Genomic DNA, 16534 nt, shown 5'->3' with positions numbered 1-16534 from the left:
GGGTGTTCAGTGAGCGCGCCCGACGATCCAGTCGGGCGGCGAGGAGGGGGCGAGACCGCTGCGCGCGGTCTCGGCGCATTGCTGTAGCGAGCCGAAGCGAACCGCGCGGTTGCTCAGGCCGGGGGCGTAATGGGCGTATTTGCCCGAGTTGGTCATCAGCACCTTGGCGCTCGGCGGGAAGACCGGCTCAGAGATCGAGCACCAGCACAGGTCGGGGATGATCTTGACGCCCGAAGCCTCGAGCCGCGCCTTCACACCGTTCTCGGTGATGGTGGCCAGCGTGCCCCGGCCAAGGGTGACGATGGTCGCGACATCGGGGTGCGTTTGCGTGCCATCCATCAGCGCGGCAAAGGCGGCGCATTCGCTGGCCGAGAAATGTGGGCTGCCAAGCGCGACCAGATCGACCTGCTCCGCGCCCTGGTTGAACTCATCCCACAGGCGGGCGAAATCGGCGGGGCCAATGGTGGTGCGGTCTGCGTCGGGGGTCGGCGGCAGCGAAGCCTCGGGCGTGATGCCCGCGATATGCAGCATGGGCGACGCCGAGGTCGTCCCATAGGCCGCACAAAGTGCCTTGAGGTCGTCGTCCGAGGGGGCGGTGCTCTCAATCCCTCGGATCAGCGGAATGCGATCAGGCGCGGCCTGTCCGACAAGCCAGCCGAGCATCGGCCAGAAGGCATCGTCAAAGCGCGCGGGCAGTGTCACGTCGATCATCCGCCGGGGTGCGCGGTTCTGCTCAAGATAGACACCCGCACGGGCGGCGCGGCCGGTCAGCGCGATGCACAGATCCATGAAGTCGGCGTGTTTTACCGTGCGCGCACCAAGCACGCTGTTGGCATAGATCACCGCGTTGCTTTCGGCCCAGGCGATATCCTCGCGCGCGACGGGGCGGTCTTCGAGAAGGTAGGGGGCGCAGGTGAAGCTTGGCCGTGCGCCCATCTCGACATAGGCATCGGCAAGGCCCGCGGCAGGGGCGCCGAACTCTTCACTTACGCCTTGGGCGCGCCAGTTCGCATGATCGACCGAGATCGCGTTCATCGTGGTCGGCACGCGCACCCGCCCGCCCTTGTCGGCCATCGCGCGCGCAAACGTGAGGAAGGCGGGGCTGGCATAGATGCAGCCGTCGATATGCACGCGGCTGACATCGGTCAGGCGAGTGGCGCCCTGCGCCGTGGCCATCGTGGCGATGATCTCCATTGCCAGTTGCGCGGCCTCGCCATGCGCGCCGTCAAGGAAGGCGCGGTCGCTTTCGGTCAACTCCAGCGGCACCGATCCGGCGGGGACGAGTGGCCAGACATGGGCGCCAGCCTTCAGGTGATTTTCGGTGATCTCTGCCGAGGTTTCGCGTGCCAGCGCCTCATATTCGGTCGCGTTCAGCCGCAGCACCGCGATTTCGTGCCCAAAGAGCCGCCCGGCGATCAGCGCGCCAAGGGTCAGGATGTCCTCGCCCTCGCGGAAGATCAGTGCGCGTGGGGCTGCGCCCGCGAAGGCGAGACCCAAAAGGACGCCGCTGCCGGTGCACGATCCGCGGCTCGTGGGCATCATCACGATATGCCCCGCAAGGGTGCGGCCGTGCTGCGGGTGGTGCGCGTCAATGATCTGGCTGGTGGACGGGTTCACGCCACCCCAGACGCTCAGCCCCTCTTCGCAGACAAGGAGCGGCCCCTGAACGGATGCGGAAACGATCGTGGTTGCCATGAGTCACCTCGTTGCGGGCAAGAAATCCGGCATTTCGGCCATTTTTCCGGGTTCGGAAGCATAAGGCCGCGTTTTTGGATTCCCTTTGCTTTTGGCTACTTGCTAATCTTGCGCTGACTACAAAAATATGCTTAAACGATCACAACTGGTAAGAAAAGAAAAATATGTCGCAAACGGAAAAATCTTCGCATGGTGATGTGACGCCCGAGGCGGAGGACGCTTGGGAAGCCGAACGCATGCAGCTGCGCTCGGATCTGGGCGCGCGCATGAAGGCGGTTCGTCAGGCTTGCGGCTTCACGCTTGAGGTTGCGGCGCAGAAAACGGGCCTAGCGCTTTCGACGATCCACAAGATCGAGAACGGGCGGGTGTCGCCGAGCTACGAGAACCTGGTTCGAATCGCACGGGCCTATGACATCGGCATGGAGCGGCTGTTCTCGGCCGATCACGAGGCACATCAGACCACGCGCATGACGGTGACCAAGGCAGGGCAGGGGCGCAAGGTGCGCTCGAAGAACTTCGAATACGAAGTGCTCTGCAATGCGCTGGCGGAAAAGAAGATCATCCCGCTGGTGACGCTGGTGGACAAGCGCGCGCCGCTGCGCCCCGAGGATCTGGAGTCCCACGACGGGGAAGAGACGCTCTATGTCCTCTCGGGCCGGATCGAACTGGTGGTCGAGCATTACCAGCCCGTCATCCTGGAACCCGGCGATTGCGCCTATTTCGACAGCACGCTCAAGCACGGGCTGCGCGCGCTGGACGATGAAGAGGCCAAGATCTTCTGGGCCTGCACCTATATCGACGTGGACAAGTAGGGCGCCGCCCGCGCTTGGCCACATTCCAAGTCCGCAAAGGAGACTGCCGAATATGGCTGAGCAGACTACCGTTTCCTTCGATGCGCTTCTGGCGCGTGTCGAGGCCATCTTTGCCCGCGCCGGGGTGCGCCCGGAAAGCGCGCGCGATGTTGCGCGCGTGATCGTCGCGGGCGAGCGCGACAACTGCAAGTCGCACGGGATCTATCGCATCGAGGGCTGCCTGCGTGTGCTGGCCGCTGGCAAGGTCGAGCCCCTCGCCGTTCCCAAAATTCGCGATGCGGGCAAATCGGTGATCGAGGTCGATGCGAAGGGCGGGTTCTCGAACCCGGCGTTCTATGCGGCGAAAGATCTGCTGGTGGCGCGGGCGCGCGAAACCGGCCTTGCCGCGTTGGTAATCCGCGATTGCCTGCATTTCTCGGCGCTCTGGCATGATGTCGAGGCACTGGCCGAAGAGGGGCTGGCCTCGCTGTCGATGTGCCCGAGCTATTCCTTCGTGGCGCCGGCGGGCGGCAAGGAGCCGCTGCTTGGCACAAACCCGATTGCTTTCGGCTGGCCGCGCCGGGGTAAGGTCCCCTATGTTTTCGACTTCGCAACCAGCGTTGCCGCGCGCGGCGAGATCGAGCTGCACCGCCGCGCGGGCACGCCGATCCCCGAAGGCTGGGCGGTTGACCGCGACGGCAACCCCACCACCGACCCGGAAGCGGCGCTGGATGGCGCAATGCTGACCTTCGGATCGCACAAGGGCTCGGCGATCTCGACGATGGTCGAGTTGCTGTCCGGCGCGATGTTGGGCGAGTTCATGAGCAAGGAGGCGCTTGATTTCATGGGCGGCACCGATCTGCTGCCGCGTCACGGTGCGCTGGTGTTGGCGCTCGATCCGCAGGTCTTCGCGGCGCGCAGCGGGCGCGATCCGATTGCCGAGGGCGAGCGGCTGCTGACCGCCATCAGCGGGCAGGGCGCACGCCTGCCCTCGCAGCGCCGCTTTCAGGCGCGCGCAAAGGCGTTGCGCGACGGCATTGCCCTGAGCGACGCCGAGATGGCGCAGCTGGACCGTTTCGAGACGCTTGGATTGGCCGCCGTTACGGGCTGATCAGGTCATACCAAACAGAAAAGGCGCGGGTTGCGATCCGCGCCTTTTCCTTTCCTTTGTGATGTCTCAGCGCACGCTGGCCAAGAACTTCTTGGTTTCCGGGTGCTGCGGGTCGCCGAAGATCTGCTCGGGCGCGCCGATTTCCGCCATGATGCCCTTGTGGAAGTAGGCCACGCGGTTCGACACGTCGCGGGCGAAGGCCATTTCATGCGTCACGCAGATCATGGTCATGCCTTCCTCGGCCAGCATCTTCAGCGTCTCGAGCACCTCGCCTACAAGCTGCGGATCGAGGGCCGAGGTCACCTCGTCGAACAGCATGTAGTCGGGCGACATCGCCAGCGCGCGGGCGATCGCCATACGCTGCTGCTGGCCGCCCGACAGGCGCGAGGGGTAGGTGGACAGCTTGTCGCCAAGCCCAACGTGCTTGAGCTGCTTTTCCGCGATCGCCTCGGCCTCGGCCTTGCCCATGCCAAGCACCTTGCGCGGTGCCAGCGTGACGTTCTCCAGCACGTTCAAGTGCGGGAAGGCATTCCACTGCTGGAACACGATGCCGATCTTCTGACGCAGCTTGTTGAGGTTGGTCGATTTGGCATGCACCTCGACGCCATCGACGAGGATCTTGCCGGAGTCGATCGGCTCAAGCCCGTTGATGCAGGTCAGCAGCGTGGATTTGCCCGACCCCGAGCCACCGATCACGGTGACCACTTCGCCTTTTTCGACGGTCAGGTCGATGCCCTTGAGAACCTCGAGCTGACCAAAGGATTTGTGGACGTTCTGGATCTCAATCATTGGACCACCTTTTTTCGAGATATCCGCCGAAACGGGCAAGCGGGAAGCTGATGAGGAAGTAGAAGGCGCCGCCGATCATGAGCAGGAAAAGCGGCTCTTGCAGGCGCGTGATAAGGATCTGGGTGGATTTCAGCAGTTCGGTGACCTGAACCACATAGACCAGCGCCGAGTCCTTCATGACGCCAAGCGCAAGCCCGATCCAGGACGGCAGGGCCACGCGCGTGGCCAGCGGCAGCACGATGTAGCGCATGTCCTGGCCCCAGCTCACCCCCAGCGAGCGCGCCGCGCGCCGGGTCGTGGCGGGCACCGCGTCGATGCCGCCGCGCACGATCTCGGCGCAATAGGCCGAGGTGTAGAGCGAAAGCACCATGCAGGCGACGAAGAAGCCCGACAGTTGCAGCTTCAGCACCATGCCAAGAAAGGCATTGGCCAGCACCAGCTGGATCAGCAGCGGCACCGAGCGGAAGATGTCGAGCACGAAGGTCAGCGGAGCCGTCAGGGCTGCGCCGAATTGCACACGGATCACCCCGAAGGCGATGCCAAGCGCCGTTCCGATCGCGACCGAGATCGCGGTGACCAGGATCGTCATGCCCGCGCCCTTGGCGAGGAAGATCAGATCGGCGGTCGTGAGGGCGGTATCAAACATGGTCGGTCCTCCCTCAATACCGGAACAGGCGGGCTGCGATCAGCCGCGCGCTCAGGGTGATGGCCTTGGTGATGATGTAGAAAATCACCCCTGCAATCGCGAACAGCTCGAACGTGCGGAAGGTCAGCGCGTTCAGATCCTGCGTCACGCCGTAAAGGTCCGAGTTCATCCCGACGGTGACGCCAAGCGAGGTCATTAGCACGGCCCAGACCATCTGGTTGGTCATCGGCAGGAACGAGATGCGCAGCATCTGCGGCAGGATGATGTAGCGAAACGCCTGCAACTGGGACATGCCCAGTGACCGGCCCGCGCGGGTCTGCGTGTCAGGGATGGCCTTGAGCGCACCGCGGAAGTTCTCGGCCAGGTAGCCAGCGTTGTTGAAGGTGATCCCGATCAGCAGCGATATGAACGGGCTGAAATGGATGCCGAAACTCGCCACCCCGAAATGCGCCATGTAGATCTGGAACAGGGCCGGGGTATTGCGGGCGATCTCGACCCAGCCGGTCGCGATGGCCCGCAGCGGGCGAGAGCCGGAAAGGCGCAGAAGCGTCAGAAGAATGGCGAAGGCGATGCCGATCAGCATCGACAGCACCGCCACTTCCATCGTCACCACTGCACCGTCCAGCATCTTGGGAAGCCGGGCAAGCGCCTGGTTCCATTGGAAGGTGTAACCGAACATTGCTGTTTCCTGCCTTGTCGGATGCGGAAGGAAAAACGGCGCGGGGGCTCCGCGCCGTCATTGGCTCCGGGTTCCGATCAACGGTAGGCGTTGGGAACCGTCAGGTCGGGAAGATCGCCGCCGACCCACTTTTCATACAGCTCGGCATAGCGGCCGGTGCGGATCTGCTGGTTCACGAACAGGTTGAGGTAGTTGATCAGGCCGTATTCGTTGCGGCTGGTGAACAGCGCCACGTAGTCGGTGTCGAAGGGGGCCTTGCCGACCACCGAGATGCCCGGGAAGTTGCCGGTCTTGACGTTGGCCATCGCGACGGTCGAGGTCGAGACGGTCGCGTCAAGCTGACCCTGGCTGAGTGCCAGGAACACGTCGGCCTGGGTCTGGTAGGGGCGGAACTCGCCCTCGCCCCATTCCTGCACCTGCTTTTCAAGCGCGATGGCCTCGTAGGTGCCGGCGACGGCGCCGACGGTGTGGCCCTTCATGCCTTCATACGAGGCGATGCCCGCGCCGTCATTGGCGGTCACGGCCATCTCAAAGGCGAAGTAGGGGATCGTGAAGCCCACGGTCTTGGCGCGCTCAAGCGTGTCCGAGGTCGAGGCGACGCCGACATCGACGCGGCCCGACATCAGCGCGGGGATGCGCTCGGGGAAGGGGGTCTCGACGATCTCGGCGGTCACGCCAAGCGCCGCGGCGAGGTCGTTGCAATAGTCGACGTCGAAGCCGACCGGCTCGTTATTCGCATCGCGCATCCCCATCGGCGGGAAGTCGAGAACGACCGCGCAGCGCAGCGTGCCCGAGGCGATGATGTCGTCCAGCTTGTCGGCCTGAGCAGCACCGGCGAAGCCGGTGGCGGCGATCAGCGCGGTGGCCATGATGGTTTTTTTCATTGGTTAAACCCCTCTGTTGATTCCTGAGCGAACATGAAATGTTTTGTTCTTTGTTGCAAGAAATTTTCATATAAGAAAAATACTGGCGCGTCGAGAAAATTTTGAGTATCGACGCAAGTGAGCGCAATTGCTTGAATTTTCGTTCGAGAAAAAACGGTCGAGTTCGGTGCCAATCGCCGAAACGGCAGGGCTCGCGGGCGCGAAAATGCCCGCGCGGCGGCAAATGAAAGGGAATCCCCCATGACTTTTACTCCCCACGGCAAGCATCTGATCGCCGGAGAATGGCGCGCGACCGAACAGACCTTCCTGTCAGAGCCCGCGCATGGTGCGGCCCATGCGTTCTCGGTCGGGACGCCCGAACTGGTGGATCAGGCGGTGCGCGCCGCCGAGGACGCCTTCTGGAGCTACGGCTATTCGACGCGCGCGGAACGGGCCGCGTTTCTGGAGACCATCGCAGATGAGATCGAGGCCCGCGCCGAGGCCCTCACCGAGATCGGCACGCAGGAAACCGGCCTGCCCGAAGCCCGCCTGAACGGCGAACGTGGCCGCACGACTGGCCAGTTGCGGCTTTTCGCGCGGCATATCCTCAAGGGTGACTACCTCGATCGCCGCCACGATGCGGCCATGCCTGACCGTCAGCCCTTGCCACGCCCTGAACTGCGCATGATGCAACGCCCGATCGGCCCGGTTGCGGTGTTCGGCGCGTCGAACTTCCCGCTGGCCTTCTCGACCGCAGGCGGAGACACCGCCGCCGCGCTGGCCGCCGGTTGCCCTGTTGTGGTCAAGGGGCACGGCGCACATCCCGGCACGGGCGAGATCATCGCCGAGGCGATCCTCGCGGCCATCGCCAAATGCGACATGCCCAAGGGGGTGTTCTCTCTGGTGCAGGGTGGCAAGCGCGATGTCGGGCAGGCGCTGGTCCAGCATCCGCTGATCAAGGCGGTGGGCTTTACCGGCTCGCTCGCCGGGGGGCGCGCCCTGTTCGACCTTTGCGCACAGCGCCCCGAGCCGATCCCGTTCTTCGGCGAGCTGGGCTCGGTCAACCCGATGTTTATGCTGCCCGAGGCGGTCGCGCGGCGCGGTGAGACGCTTGGGCAGGGATGGGCGGCGTCGCTTTCCATGGGGGCGGGCCAGTTCTGCACCAATCCCGGCATCGCCGTGGTCCTGGAAGGCCCGCAGGCCGATGCTTTCGTCGAGGCCGCGCGCGCCGCGCTATCGAAGACGGGCGCGCAAGTCATGCTGACCGACGGGATCGCCAACGCCTATGTCTCGGGTGCCGCGCAGATGGGCGCGCAATCCGGCGTTCAGGAATTGCTCACGTCGATGTGCGACCGGCGCGAGGCTAAACCCTTCCTGTTCCGCGTCTCGGCGCAGGACTGGATGGGTAATCATGCCTTGGCCGAGGAAGTGTTCGGCCCGCTCGGGTTGGTTGTCGTGGCGCGCGACGCGGATGAAATGCTGGACGTGGCAGGCAGCTTTGGCGGGCAACTGACCGCGACGCTGCATATGGATGAGGCCGACGCGGACCTCGCGCGGCGGCTGATGCCGATCCTAGAGCGCAAGGCCGGGCGGGTGCTGGCGAACGGCTTCCCGACGGGTGTCGAGGTGTGCGACAGCATGGTGCATGGCGGGCCCTATCCGGCCTCGACGAACTTCGGGGCGACCTCGGTCGGCACGCTCTCGATCCGCCGCTTCCTGCGCCCGGTCTGCTATCAGAACATCCCGGTCAGCGTGCTGCCCGACGATCTCGCCTGAACTCGCCGCCGCCGGGGCATGCGCTCCGGCGGCTCCGCAAAAGGCTTGCAAATTTAACCTGCCCTCCGCACCCTTTAGTGACAGGGGGGCTGAGCATATGACCGACGGACCCAGAGTTTTATCGCTAACCCCCGAGCATGTCGCGCGGGTGCATCGCGATATCAAAGACGCGGGTCAGCCTGCGGGCCTGTTCCCCCAAACCGATCAGGACTATGCCGAATGGGTGGACCGGATACTGGCAACCCATCCGGCGCCCGATCGCCCGACGCAGCTTTTCGCATATGGCTCGCTGATCTGGCGCCCCGAGATCGACCATCGGGGCGAGCAATGCGCGCGCCTTCCGGGGTGGCGGCGGTCTTTCTGCCTGCGGCAATGGCGGTTTCGCGGCTCGCCCGAATATCCCGGCCTGATGATGTCGCTCGACCGGGGCGGGGAATGTCAGGGCGTTCTGTTCGAACTGCCCGAGGCCGACCTTGCCGCCCAGTTTCACCGGCTGTTCCGCCGCGAATTCACGGTGAAGCCGATTACCAACATTCCCACATGGCTAACGGTTGAGACAGACAGTGGGGCCGTCAATGCATTGGTTTTCGTGATGAACCGTGAGTCACCGCAATATGCTGGCGACCTGACACCGGGCGAGGTAGCCGATGTCCTGTCGCAAAGCTGCGGCCACTTGGGGACAGGGGCCGAATACCTGCTGAACACGGTCACGCAGCTTGAGGCGCGCGGGATGCATGACGAGGGGCTTTGGCTTTTGCAGGAACTGGTGGCGCATCGGATTGACGCGCTCTGAGCCCACCCGCTACGGCGATTTTGCTGTAGGAAAACCCCCGCATGATGGAATGGCCGCAGGCAGTTAGCGCAGACCCGACGATCCAATTTCTGGGGTGCTGCCTTGCGGAGATCCCGCGACCGCGCAACGTCGGGCACTCCCATGTCGCAGTCCTCGCTAACGCTTTGCACGATGCCCGAGCGTGTCGAGGGCGATCGGTGCTTGATGCTCTGCGTCTTGTGCTTGAGCCGGGTGGGGTGTCTGGGGCGCCGTTTGGTGCTGAGAAAGTTGTCCTTTTGCCTTGCCTCATCCATTGCGGGTGCTTCTTGGCGGCTGGTCGCGAAGGCGTTGGCTGAAAAGCTCGGACATGCTCGTGCGCGCGGCGCCGGTAGGCATAAAGGCGTGGCGGGCGGTGCTCCTTCTGCGATGGTCATGGACAGGCGGCGCTAGGTTATGGGTGAAAAGCGCCTTCCGGCCTGTGCTCATTCAATAGCCAGTCCCGGAATATCCGCGCCTTCTCGGATGCCTCGTCGCGCAACGCGAGATAGAAGGCGTCCGGGGCGGTGATCCGAAGATCGAGCGCGCGCACGAGACGGCCCGAATCCAGCTCGCTGCGCAAAAGGGTTTCCCAGCCCAGGAACAGGCCCACCCCGTCCTTGGCGACCTGCGTCGCGATGGCATAGTTGTTGACCTGGTGGCGCGGCCCGAAGCCGCCCGCGTAGCCGGCAAGCTGCCCCCACTGGCGCCAGCCGATCCAGCGCGGGTCCTCGGCATTCATGTGGATGACGGGGAGCCGGGGCAGGCCGTCGAGGCTGACCGGCCCGTGATGGGCGATGAACTCGGGGCTGGCCAGAACCGAGATCGTGTCGTTGAACAGCAGCCGCACCTCGCCGGGTTCGTCATTTGGGCCGCCATAGTAGAGCTTGAGGTCGCAGGCATGGCCCGCCTGCCGCAGATCGGTCACCGTCTGCGCGACCGAGATATCCCCATGCTCGCGCCAGAAGCGCGTCAGGCGGGGCGTCAGCCAGAAGGACGAGACCGCGGTGGTCAGCTGGATGCTGACATCCTCGATCTGTGAGCTTTCGCGCAGGTGCTCGATGGTCTGGGCGATCCCGTCAAAGCCCTTGCGGACCGCGCCGAACAGATGCACCCCGCTTTCGGTCAGCGTCACGCCGCGCGGCTGGCGATGAAACAGCAAGATGCCCAGTTCCTGCTCCAGCGCCTTCACCTGCTGGCTGACGGCGGCGGGGGTCACGTTCAGATCCGCGGCGGCCAGCTTGAAGCTCTCGCGTCGGGCGGCGGCCTCGAAAGCCACGAGCGCGGTCATCGAGGGTAAGCCCATGGCGCGCTGCGGGCGCGTGGGGGCGGGCTGGGATGGCATCGAAAATCACCAATGAATTAGTTGTTCTAATGCTCAAGTTAAACTTTGTGCCGTTGTCGTGCAAAAGTTTTCGGTACTCAATTAGCGCTGCACATCCCACCCGAGGCCCCTCCCACATGAGCAACTCCGCCGATCTTTCCGCCCTACTTGATGCCCGCCGTCCGTGGCATTCGCTGCCCCAGCCGTTCTACAATGACCCGGCCGTTTATCAGGCCGATCTAGACTTGATCTGGTCGCGCGGCTGGATCTTCGTGGCTTCCTCGGCTGAGCTGCCCAAGCCCGAAACGCTGCTTACGGTGCAAATCGGCGCGGCCTCGGTTCTGCTGGCCCGGGCCAAGGACGGTAAGGTCCGCGCCTTCCACAACTCCTGCCGTCACCGTGGCAGCCGGCTGTGCGCCTCGCACAAGGCCAGTGCGCCGAAGATCGTCTGCCCCTATCACCAGTGGACCTACGATCTGGACGGAAAGCTGCTTTGGGCGCGCGAGATGGGCGAGGATTTCTCCGCTCAAGATCATGGTCTGCGTCCGGTCCACTGCTGCGAGATCCAGGGCATGATCTATGTCTGCCTGGCCGAGACGGCCGCCGATATGGCGCCGCTTGAGGCGCAGGCCGCGCGCTATCTTGCGCCGCATGACCCCGCCAATCTCAAGGTTGCGTTCCAGTCGCGCATCGTCGAGAAGGCGAACTGGAAGCTGGTGCTTGAAAACAACCGCGAGTGCTACCACTGCTCGGGCAACCACCCCGCGCTGTGCGTGACCTTCCCCGACGATCCGAACCTTGTGGGCGCGGATGATTCGTCGTCGTCGAACATGGGCCTTGCGCATGTGTCGCGTTGCGAAGACGCGGGGCTGCCGTCGAAATACGTCATCTCGCCGGACGAACGCTGGCGCTTCGTACGCATTCCGTTCATCGGCAAGGGTGTCAGCTACACGCTTGATGGAAAGGCGGCTTCGGCCAAGCGGCTTGGGTCGGTTCCGTTCGACGACGCGGGGTCGTGCCTGTTCTTCCACTATCCCAACAGCTGGAACCACTACCTGTCGGACCAGGTGCTGAACTTCCGCGTCCTGCCTATCGGCCCCGAGGAAACCGAGGTCCAGACCACTTGGCTGGTGCGCAAGGACGCCGTCGAGGGGGTCGATTACGACCTCAAGCGCCTCACCGAGGTCTGGATCGCCACCAATGACGAAGACCGCCAGATCGTCGAGGAGAACCAGCAGGGCATCAACAGCCCCGGCTATGTTCCCGGCCCTTACAGCCAGATCCAGGAGGGTGGGGTGAACCAGTTCATCGACTGGTATTGCCGCACTCTGCGTGAAAACCTTCCGGCGCCCGCGCGCCTTGCGGCGGAGTAAGCGATGATCCCGATGTCCCGCCGCGATGGTCCGGTCTGGTCCGACGATGAGCCCCTGGTTTGCGCCATGGTCATCCCCGAGGCGCCCGAGGTCAGAACCTTCGTCTTCCGGCCCGCGTCGGGGGCATCTTTCGACTACGAGGCGGGGCAGTTCATCACGCTTGAGCTGCCCCTGCCCGAGGGGCCGGTCTGGCGGACCTATACGATCTCGTCCTCGCCGGTCACCGCGTCCTACATCACCGTGACGGTGAAGGCGCAGCCCGACTCGGTCGGGACGCGCTGGATGCTGGACAAGCTGCAACCGGGCATGACGCTGCGGGCGCGCGGGCCGGGCGGGGATTTCCACCTGCCGCGGCAGCCCGACGGGAAATACCTGTTCATCTCGGCCGGGTCGGGCGTGACCCCGATGATGTCGATGACGGCAACCCTGTTCGAACGGGGCGAGCAGCCCGATATCTGCTTTATCCAATGCGCCAGCCGCCCGGCCAACCTGATCTTCCGCAAGCGGCTGGAATACATGGCCAGCCGCGTCGCCGAGTTGCAGTTGCATTTCGTCGTGACGCGGAGCGATCCTTACGAGGTCTGGACGGGCTACCGCGGCAAGCTCAACCAGCTGATGCTGGGCCTGATGTGCGGCGATTACCTTGAACGCGAGGTCTATTGCTGCGGTCCCGAAAGCTTCATGGCCAGTGTCCGCGATATCCTCAATTCGCTGAACTTCGACATGTCGCGCTACCATCAGGAATCCTTCGGAACGGTCCCTGTGTCGCAGCCCGAGGTATTCGAGGATGTCGTCCCTGACGAAGAGGCCCAAGCCAGCATCACCTTCGCGCTCAGCGGTGTCACGCGCGGCTGCGCCGAGACCGATACCGTCTTGCATGTGGCAAAGGGCGCAGCGATCCGGATGCCCTCGGGGTGCAATTTCGGGCTGTGCGGCACCTGTAAGGTCAAGAAGACCTCGGGACAGGTGCATATGGTGCATAACGGCGGGATCAGCGAGGAGGATATCGCCGAGGGCTACATCCTCGCCTGTTGCTCGCACCCGATCGGCGCGGTCACCGTTGAGGCCTGAGACCTGATACGGAACAGCGGGTCGAGTGCTCATTGCTGCTTCGGTGCCGCGCGGCGGAACGACAGGTTTGGCCAGCGTGCCAGCCGCCCATCGTCGCAAGCTGACCTACATCTGGCTCTGTGCTACGACATAGGTCGAGCCTGCGACGGTTTGGTTACACAGGCTGAGGTCGACAGTCTCAGGAAATAGTCGCATGCCTGCTGAATTGACTGGTTCGTAGCCAACCTTGATCTTTCGGGTGCCCAACTGCCTGTGTGCCAGCAAGAAGCACCGCCGCTCCCACTGAGAGCAAACGGTGCGATGCGTCAAGGCGATGTTCTGCGCCCCGGTCGTTTAGTAAATCACGACAGCGCGGATCGATTTGCCTGCGTGCATGAGGTCGAACCCCTCGTTGATCTGGTCGAGCGACAGGGTGTGGGTGATCATCGGATCGATCTCGATCTTGCCGTCCATGTACCAGTCCACGAATTTCGGCACATCGGCGCGCCCCTTGGCGCCGCCGAAGGCCGTGCCTTTCCACACCCGGCCGGTGACCAACTGGAATGGGCGGGTCGAGATCTCGGCCCCGGCCGGCGCCACGCCGATGATGACCGACACGCCCCAGCCACGGTGCGAGCATTCCAGCGCATCGCGCATCACCTTGACGTTTCCGGTCGCGTCGAAGCTGTAATCCACGCCGCCGATCTGGTCGGCACCGCGCTTGGTCAGATTGACGATTTCCTGCACGACCGAGCCGTCGATTTTTGAGGGATTGACGAAATGGGTCATGCCGAATTTGCGCGCCATCTCGGCCTTGTCGTCGTTCAGATCGACGCCGATGATCATGTCGGCCCCGGCCATGCGCAGGCCCTGAATGACGTTGAGGCCGATCCCGCCAAGACCGAAGACCGCCGCGGTCGCGCCGATCTCGACGCCCGCCGTATTGATCACCGCACCGATGCCGGTGGTGACGCCGCAGCCGATGTAGCAGATCTTGTCGAAGGGCGCGTCGTCGCGCACCTTGGCCAGCGCAATCTCGGGCATCACCGTGTGATTGGCGAAGGTCGAGCAGCCCATATAGTGATAGATCGGCGTGCCATCGAGCATGGAAAACCGCGTCGTGCCATCGGGCATCAGGCCCTGACCCTGAGTGTTGCGGATCGCCGTGCACAGGTTCGTCTTGCCCGACAGGCACGAAGGGCACTGGCGGCACTCGGGCGTGTAAAGCGGGATGACGTGATCGCCGGGCTTGAGCGTGGTGACGCCTTCGCCCAACTCGATCACGACGCCCGCGCCCTCATGGCCCAGGATGCAGGGGAAGATGCCCTCGGGGTCGGCGCCCGAGCGGGTGAATTCGTCGGTGTGGCAAAGGCCGGTGGCCTTGATCTCGACGAGAACCTCGCCCTTCTTAGGGCGTTCGAGGTTCACGTCCATGATCTCAAGCGGTTGCCCAGCGGCGAGGGCAACGGCGGCGCGGGTGCGGATGGTGGTCGTCATCGGGAAACCTTTCGATGGGCATAAGTGCGGTCGGCGCCCGGTGCGACCCTTGGGGCACCGGGCGCCGTGACGGCCGTTTGGCCTTACAGATCCTTGACCAGCCGCAGCGCGTCGTAGATCGCCGCATGGGTGTTGCGCGCGGCCACCGCGTCGCCGATGCGGAACAGGCGGAATTGCCCTTCCGGGTTCGGGGCAAGCGATTGCGCGCGGCCGTTGGTCAGCGCCTTGTAGTCCACTTCGCCGAGGTTCGACGAGGCGGGCTTGAGGTCGAAGTACAGCTCATCCAGCGGGCGGGTGCCGTGGTTGACCACGACCTGATCGACCAGCCTTTCGCGGGTCACATCGCCGTAATCGGAGCCAAGCGTCGCGCGCAGCCGGTTGCCCTCGCGCGCGACCGACATCAGTCGCCAGGTGACGGTAAAGGTCGTGTCGCGCTTTTGCAGGTTGCGCATATAGGGCACGAGGTTCATCGCCATGATCTCGGGGGCAAAGCTGCGGTCGGGGGTGACGATCTCGACCTTCGCGCCGGTGGCCGAGATCAGGTCTGCCGCCTGAAGCGCCGCATGATCGCCCGCGTCGTCGAAGATCAGCACGTCGCGGCCGGGCTTCACATCGCCCGACAGGATATCCCAGGCCGAGACCACCAGTTCGTTGCCTTCCGAGAGCACCTCGGTATGCGGCAGGCCGCCGGTGGCGATGATCACCTCGTTGGGGTTGGTGGCCAGCACGTCCTCGGCATCGGCAAAGGTGTTGAAGCGGAACTCGACGCCGTGTTTTTCGCACTGGGCCTGACGCCAGGCGATGATCGATATCATCTCGCGGCGGCGTTCGTCTTGGGCGGTGAGGCGGATCTGGCCGCCGGGCTGGTCGGCGGCCTCAAAGACGGTGACGGCATGGCCGCGCTCAGCTGCGACGCGGGCGGCCTCCATGCCCCCGGGTCCGGCGCCGACGATAGTGATGCGCTTCTTGGTGGGCGCCGCGGGGATGGTCTGCGGCATCGTCTCTTCGCGGCCCGTCGCGGCGTTGTGCAGGCAGAACGCCATGCCGCCCTGATAGATGCGGTCGAGGCAGTAATTCGCGCCGACGCAGGGGCGGATGTCATCCTCGCGCCCCTCGACGATCTTGCGCACGATATGCGGGTCGGCCATGTGGGCGCGGGTCAGACCCACCATGTCCAGCTTGCCCGACGCAATCGCGTAGCGCGCGGTGGCGACATCGGGGATCTTGGCGGCGTGGAAGGTGGGGAAGCCGGTCGCGGCACGGATCTCGCCCGCGAAATCCAGATGCGGGGCGTTGCGCATGCCCTGGATTGGGATCAGGTCGGTCAGGCCGGGGTCGGTATCGATATGGCCCTTCACCACGTTCAGGAAATCGACAAGGCCGCTGTCTTTCAGCTTCTCGCTGACGGTCATGCCCTCGGCCTTGGTCATGCCGCCGGGTAGATCCTGATCGCCGGTGTAGCGCAGGCCGACGATGAAATCCTCGCCGCAGCGCTCGCGGATCGCACCAAGCACGTCGAAGGTGAAGCGCAGGCGGTTATCGAGGCTGCCGCCATAAGGGGCGTCAAGGTCGTTGGTCAGCGGCGACCAGAACTGTTCGAGCAGGTGGCCATAGGCCTCAAGCTCGATCCCGTCCACGCCCGCGGCTTTCATCCGCTCGGCCGCATCGGCGAAATCGCCGATGATGCGCGTCATGTCCCAGTCTTCCATGCGCTTGGGGAAGGCGCGGTGAGAGGCTTCGCGCTCGTGGCTGGGGGCGACGACGGGCAACCAGTCGGCCTTGTCCCAACGGGTGCGACGACCGAGATGGGTCAGCTGGATCATCACCGCAGCGCCGTGATCGTGACACTCGTCCACCAGCTGCTTCATATGGCCCACGACCTCGTCTTTCCAGGCGAGGATGTTGTTGAAGACCGGCGGGCTGTCCTGCGCGACCGAGGCAGACCCCGCCGTCATGGTCAGGGCAACGCCTGCCTTCGCGCGTTCCACATGATAGGCGCGGTAGCGCGCCTTGGGCATCCCGTCCTCGGGATAGGCAGGCTCATGGCTGGTGATCATGATCCGATTCCGAAGCGTCAGGTGCTTCAGTTTGTAAGGCTGCAAAAGGGGATCGTTCGACATTGCGCGCACCTC

15 protein-coding genes are annotated in these 16534 nt (G+C 64.2%); 6 read left to right on the top strand and 9 right to left on the bottom strand.

Features of this window, described 5'->3' with window-relative positions:
• Positions 1 to 6: 6 nt before the first annotated feature.
• Positions 7 to 1695, bottom strand: a complete 1689-nt coding sequence (gene lhpI / locus LZA78_RS03295) for a cis-3-hydroxy-L-proline dehydratase (RefSeq protein ID WP_233675525.1) — start codon at positions 1693 to 1695, stop codon at positions 7 to 9.
• A gap of 164 nt (positions 1696 to 1859) precedes the next feature.
• Here lhpI and LZA78_RS03290 point away from each other — a divergent pair, with 164 nt between their 5' ends.
• Both LZA78_RS03290 and LZA78_RS03285 read left to right on the top strand, forming a co-directional pair.
• Entirely contained in the window at positions 1860 to 2507 is a 648-nt protein-coding gene (locus tag LZA78_RS03290) for a helix-turn-helix domain-containing protein (protein WP_233675524.1), read from the top strand.
• A 52-nt stretch (positions 2508 to 2559) separates the two neighbouring features.
• A complete protein-coding gene (locus tag LZA78_RS03285) occupies positions 2560 to 3597 on the top strand; it encodes an Ldh family oxidoreductase (protein ID WP_233675523.1) in 1038 nt (345 codons plus the stop codon).
• Between the two features lie 66 nt (positions 3598 to 3663).
• Here LZA78_RS03285 and LZA78_RS03280 read toward each other — a convergent pair whose 3' ends face one another.
• The 5 genes from LZA78_RS03280 to LZA78_RS03260 form a co-directional block, all read right to left on the bottom strand.
• Positions 3664 to 4386 carry an amino acid ABC transporter ATP-binding protein gene (locus LZA78_RS03280; RefSeq protein ID WP_233675522.1) on the bottom strand — a complete coding sequence of 241 codons (723 nt, stop codon included), beginning with the start codon at positions 4384 to 4386 and terminating at the stop codon, positions 3664 to 3666.
• Entirely contained in the window at positions 4379 to 5032 is a 654-nt protein-coding gene (locus LZA78_RS03275; protein WP_233675521.1) for an amino acid ABC transporter permease, read from the bottom strand. The genes LZA78_RS03280 and LZA78_RS03275 overlap by 8 nt, the downstream gene beginning before the upstream one ends.
• 13 nt (positions 5033 to 5045) lie before the next feature.
• Positions 5046 to 5711, bottom strand: a complete 666-nt coding sequence (locus tag LZA78_RS03270) for an amino acid ABC transporter permease (protein WP_233675520.1) — start codon at positions 5709 to 5711, stop codon at positions 5046 to 5048.
• 77 nt (positions 5712 to 5788) lie between these two features.
• On the bottom strand, positions 5789 to 6595 hold the full coding sequence (locus tag LZA78_RS03265; protein ID WP_233675519.1) for an ABC transporter substrate-binding protein: 807 nt from the start codon (positions 6593 to 6595) through the stop codon (positions 5789 to 5791).
• Positions 6592 to 6837, bottom strand: coding sequence for a hypothetical protein (locus LZA78_RS03260; protein WP_233675518.1), 246 nt, complete (start codon positions 6835 to 6837; stop codon positions 6592 to 6594). The genes LZA78_RS03265 and LZA78_RS03260 overlap by 4 nt, the downstream gene beginning before the upstream one ends.
• On the opposite strand from LZA78_RS03260, the gene LZA78_RS03255 reads away from it, so the two are divergent.
• Positions 6836 to 8350 carry an aldehyde dehydrogenase (NADP(+)) gene (locus tag LZA78_RS03255; RefSeq protein WP_233675517.1) on the top strand — a complete coding sequence of 505 codons (1515 nt, stop codon included), beginning with the start codon at positions 6836 to 6838 and terminating at the stop codon, positions 8348 to 8350. The two genes, LZA78_RS03260 and LZA78_RS03255, sit on opposite strands and share 2 nt — an antisense overlap.
• Positions 8351 to 8447: 97 nt before the next feature.
• On the top strand, positions 8448 to 9143 hold the full coding sequence (locus LZA78_RS03250) for a gamma-glutamylcyclotransferase (RefSeq protein WP_233675516.1): 696 nt from the start codon (positions 8448 to 8450) through the stop codon (positions 9141 to 9143).
• A 430-nt stretch (positions 9144 to 9573) separates the two neighbouring features.
• On the opposite strand, the gene LZA78_RS03245 is transcribed toward LZA78_RS03250, so the two are convergent.
• The gene (locus LZA78_RS03245; protein WP_233675515.1) at positions 9574 to 10503 is read right to left on the bottom strand and encodes a LysR substrate-binding domain-containing protein; all 930 of its coding nucleotides are present in this window, start codon (positions 10501 to 10503) and stop codon (positions 9574 to 9576) included.
• Positions 10504 to 10619: 116 nt separating this feature from the next.
• On the opposite strand from LZA78_RS03245, the gene LZA78_RS03240 reads away from it, so the two are divergent.
• A complete protein-coding gene (locus LZA78_RS03240) occupies positions 10620 to 11855 on the top strand; it encodes an aromatic ring-hydroxylating oxygenase subunit alpha (RefSeq protein ID WP_233675514.1) in 1236 nt (411 codons plus the stop codon).
• A 3-nt stretch (positions 11856 to 11858) separates the two neighbouring features.
• On the top strand, positions 11859 to 12926 hold the full coding sequence (locus LZA78_RS03235; protein WP_438811050.1) for an FAD-binding oxidoreductase: 1068 nt from the start codon (positions 11859 to 11861) through the stop codon (positions 12924 to 12926).
• 333 nt (positions 12927 to 13259) lie between these two features.
• On the opposite strand, the gene LZA78_RS03230 is transcribed toward LZA78_RS03235, so the two are convergent.
• On the bottom strand, positions 13260 to 14390 hold the full coding sequence (locus LZA78_RS03230; RefSeq protein ID WP_233675777.1) for an S-(hydroxymethyl)glutathione dehydrogenase/class III alcohol dehydrogenase: 1131 nt from the start codon (positions 14388 to 14390) through the stop codon (positions 13260 to 13262).
• Between the two features lie 95 nt (positions 14391 to 14485).
• The gene (hpbA, locus tag LZA78_RS03225; RefSeq protein ID WP_233675513.1) at positions 14486 to 16522 is read right to left on the bottom strand and encodes an N-methyl-L-proline N-demethylase HpbA; all 2037 of its coding nucleotides are present in this window, start codon (positions 16520 to 16522) and stop codon (positions 14486 to 14488) included.
• Between the last annotated feature and the right edge of the window lie 12 nt (positions 16523 to 16534).

It is taken from the genome of Rhodobacter flavimaris (assembly GCF_021378075.1).
In the GTDB taxonomy this organism is placed as follows: Bacteria; Pseudomonadota; Alphaproteobacteria; order Rhodobacterales; family Rhodobacteraceae; genus Rhodobacter; species Rhodobacter flavimaris.
The sequence above is the reverse complement of the archived record's forward strand: the minus strand, read 5'-3'. Positions and strand labels throughout refer to the sequence as shown.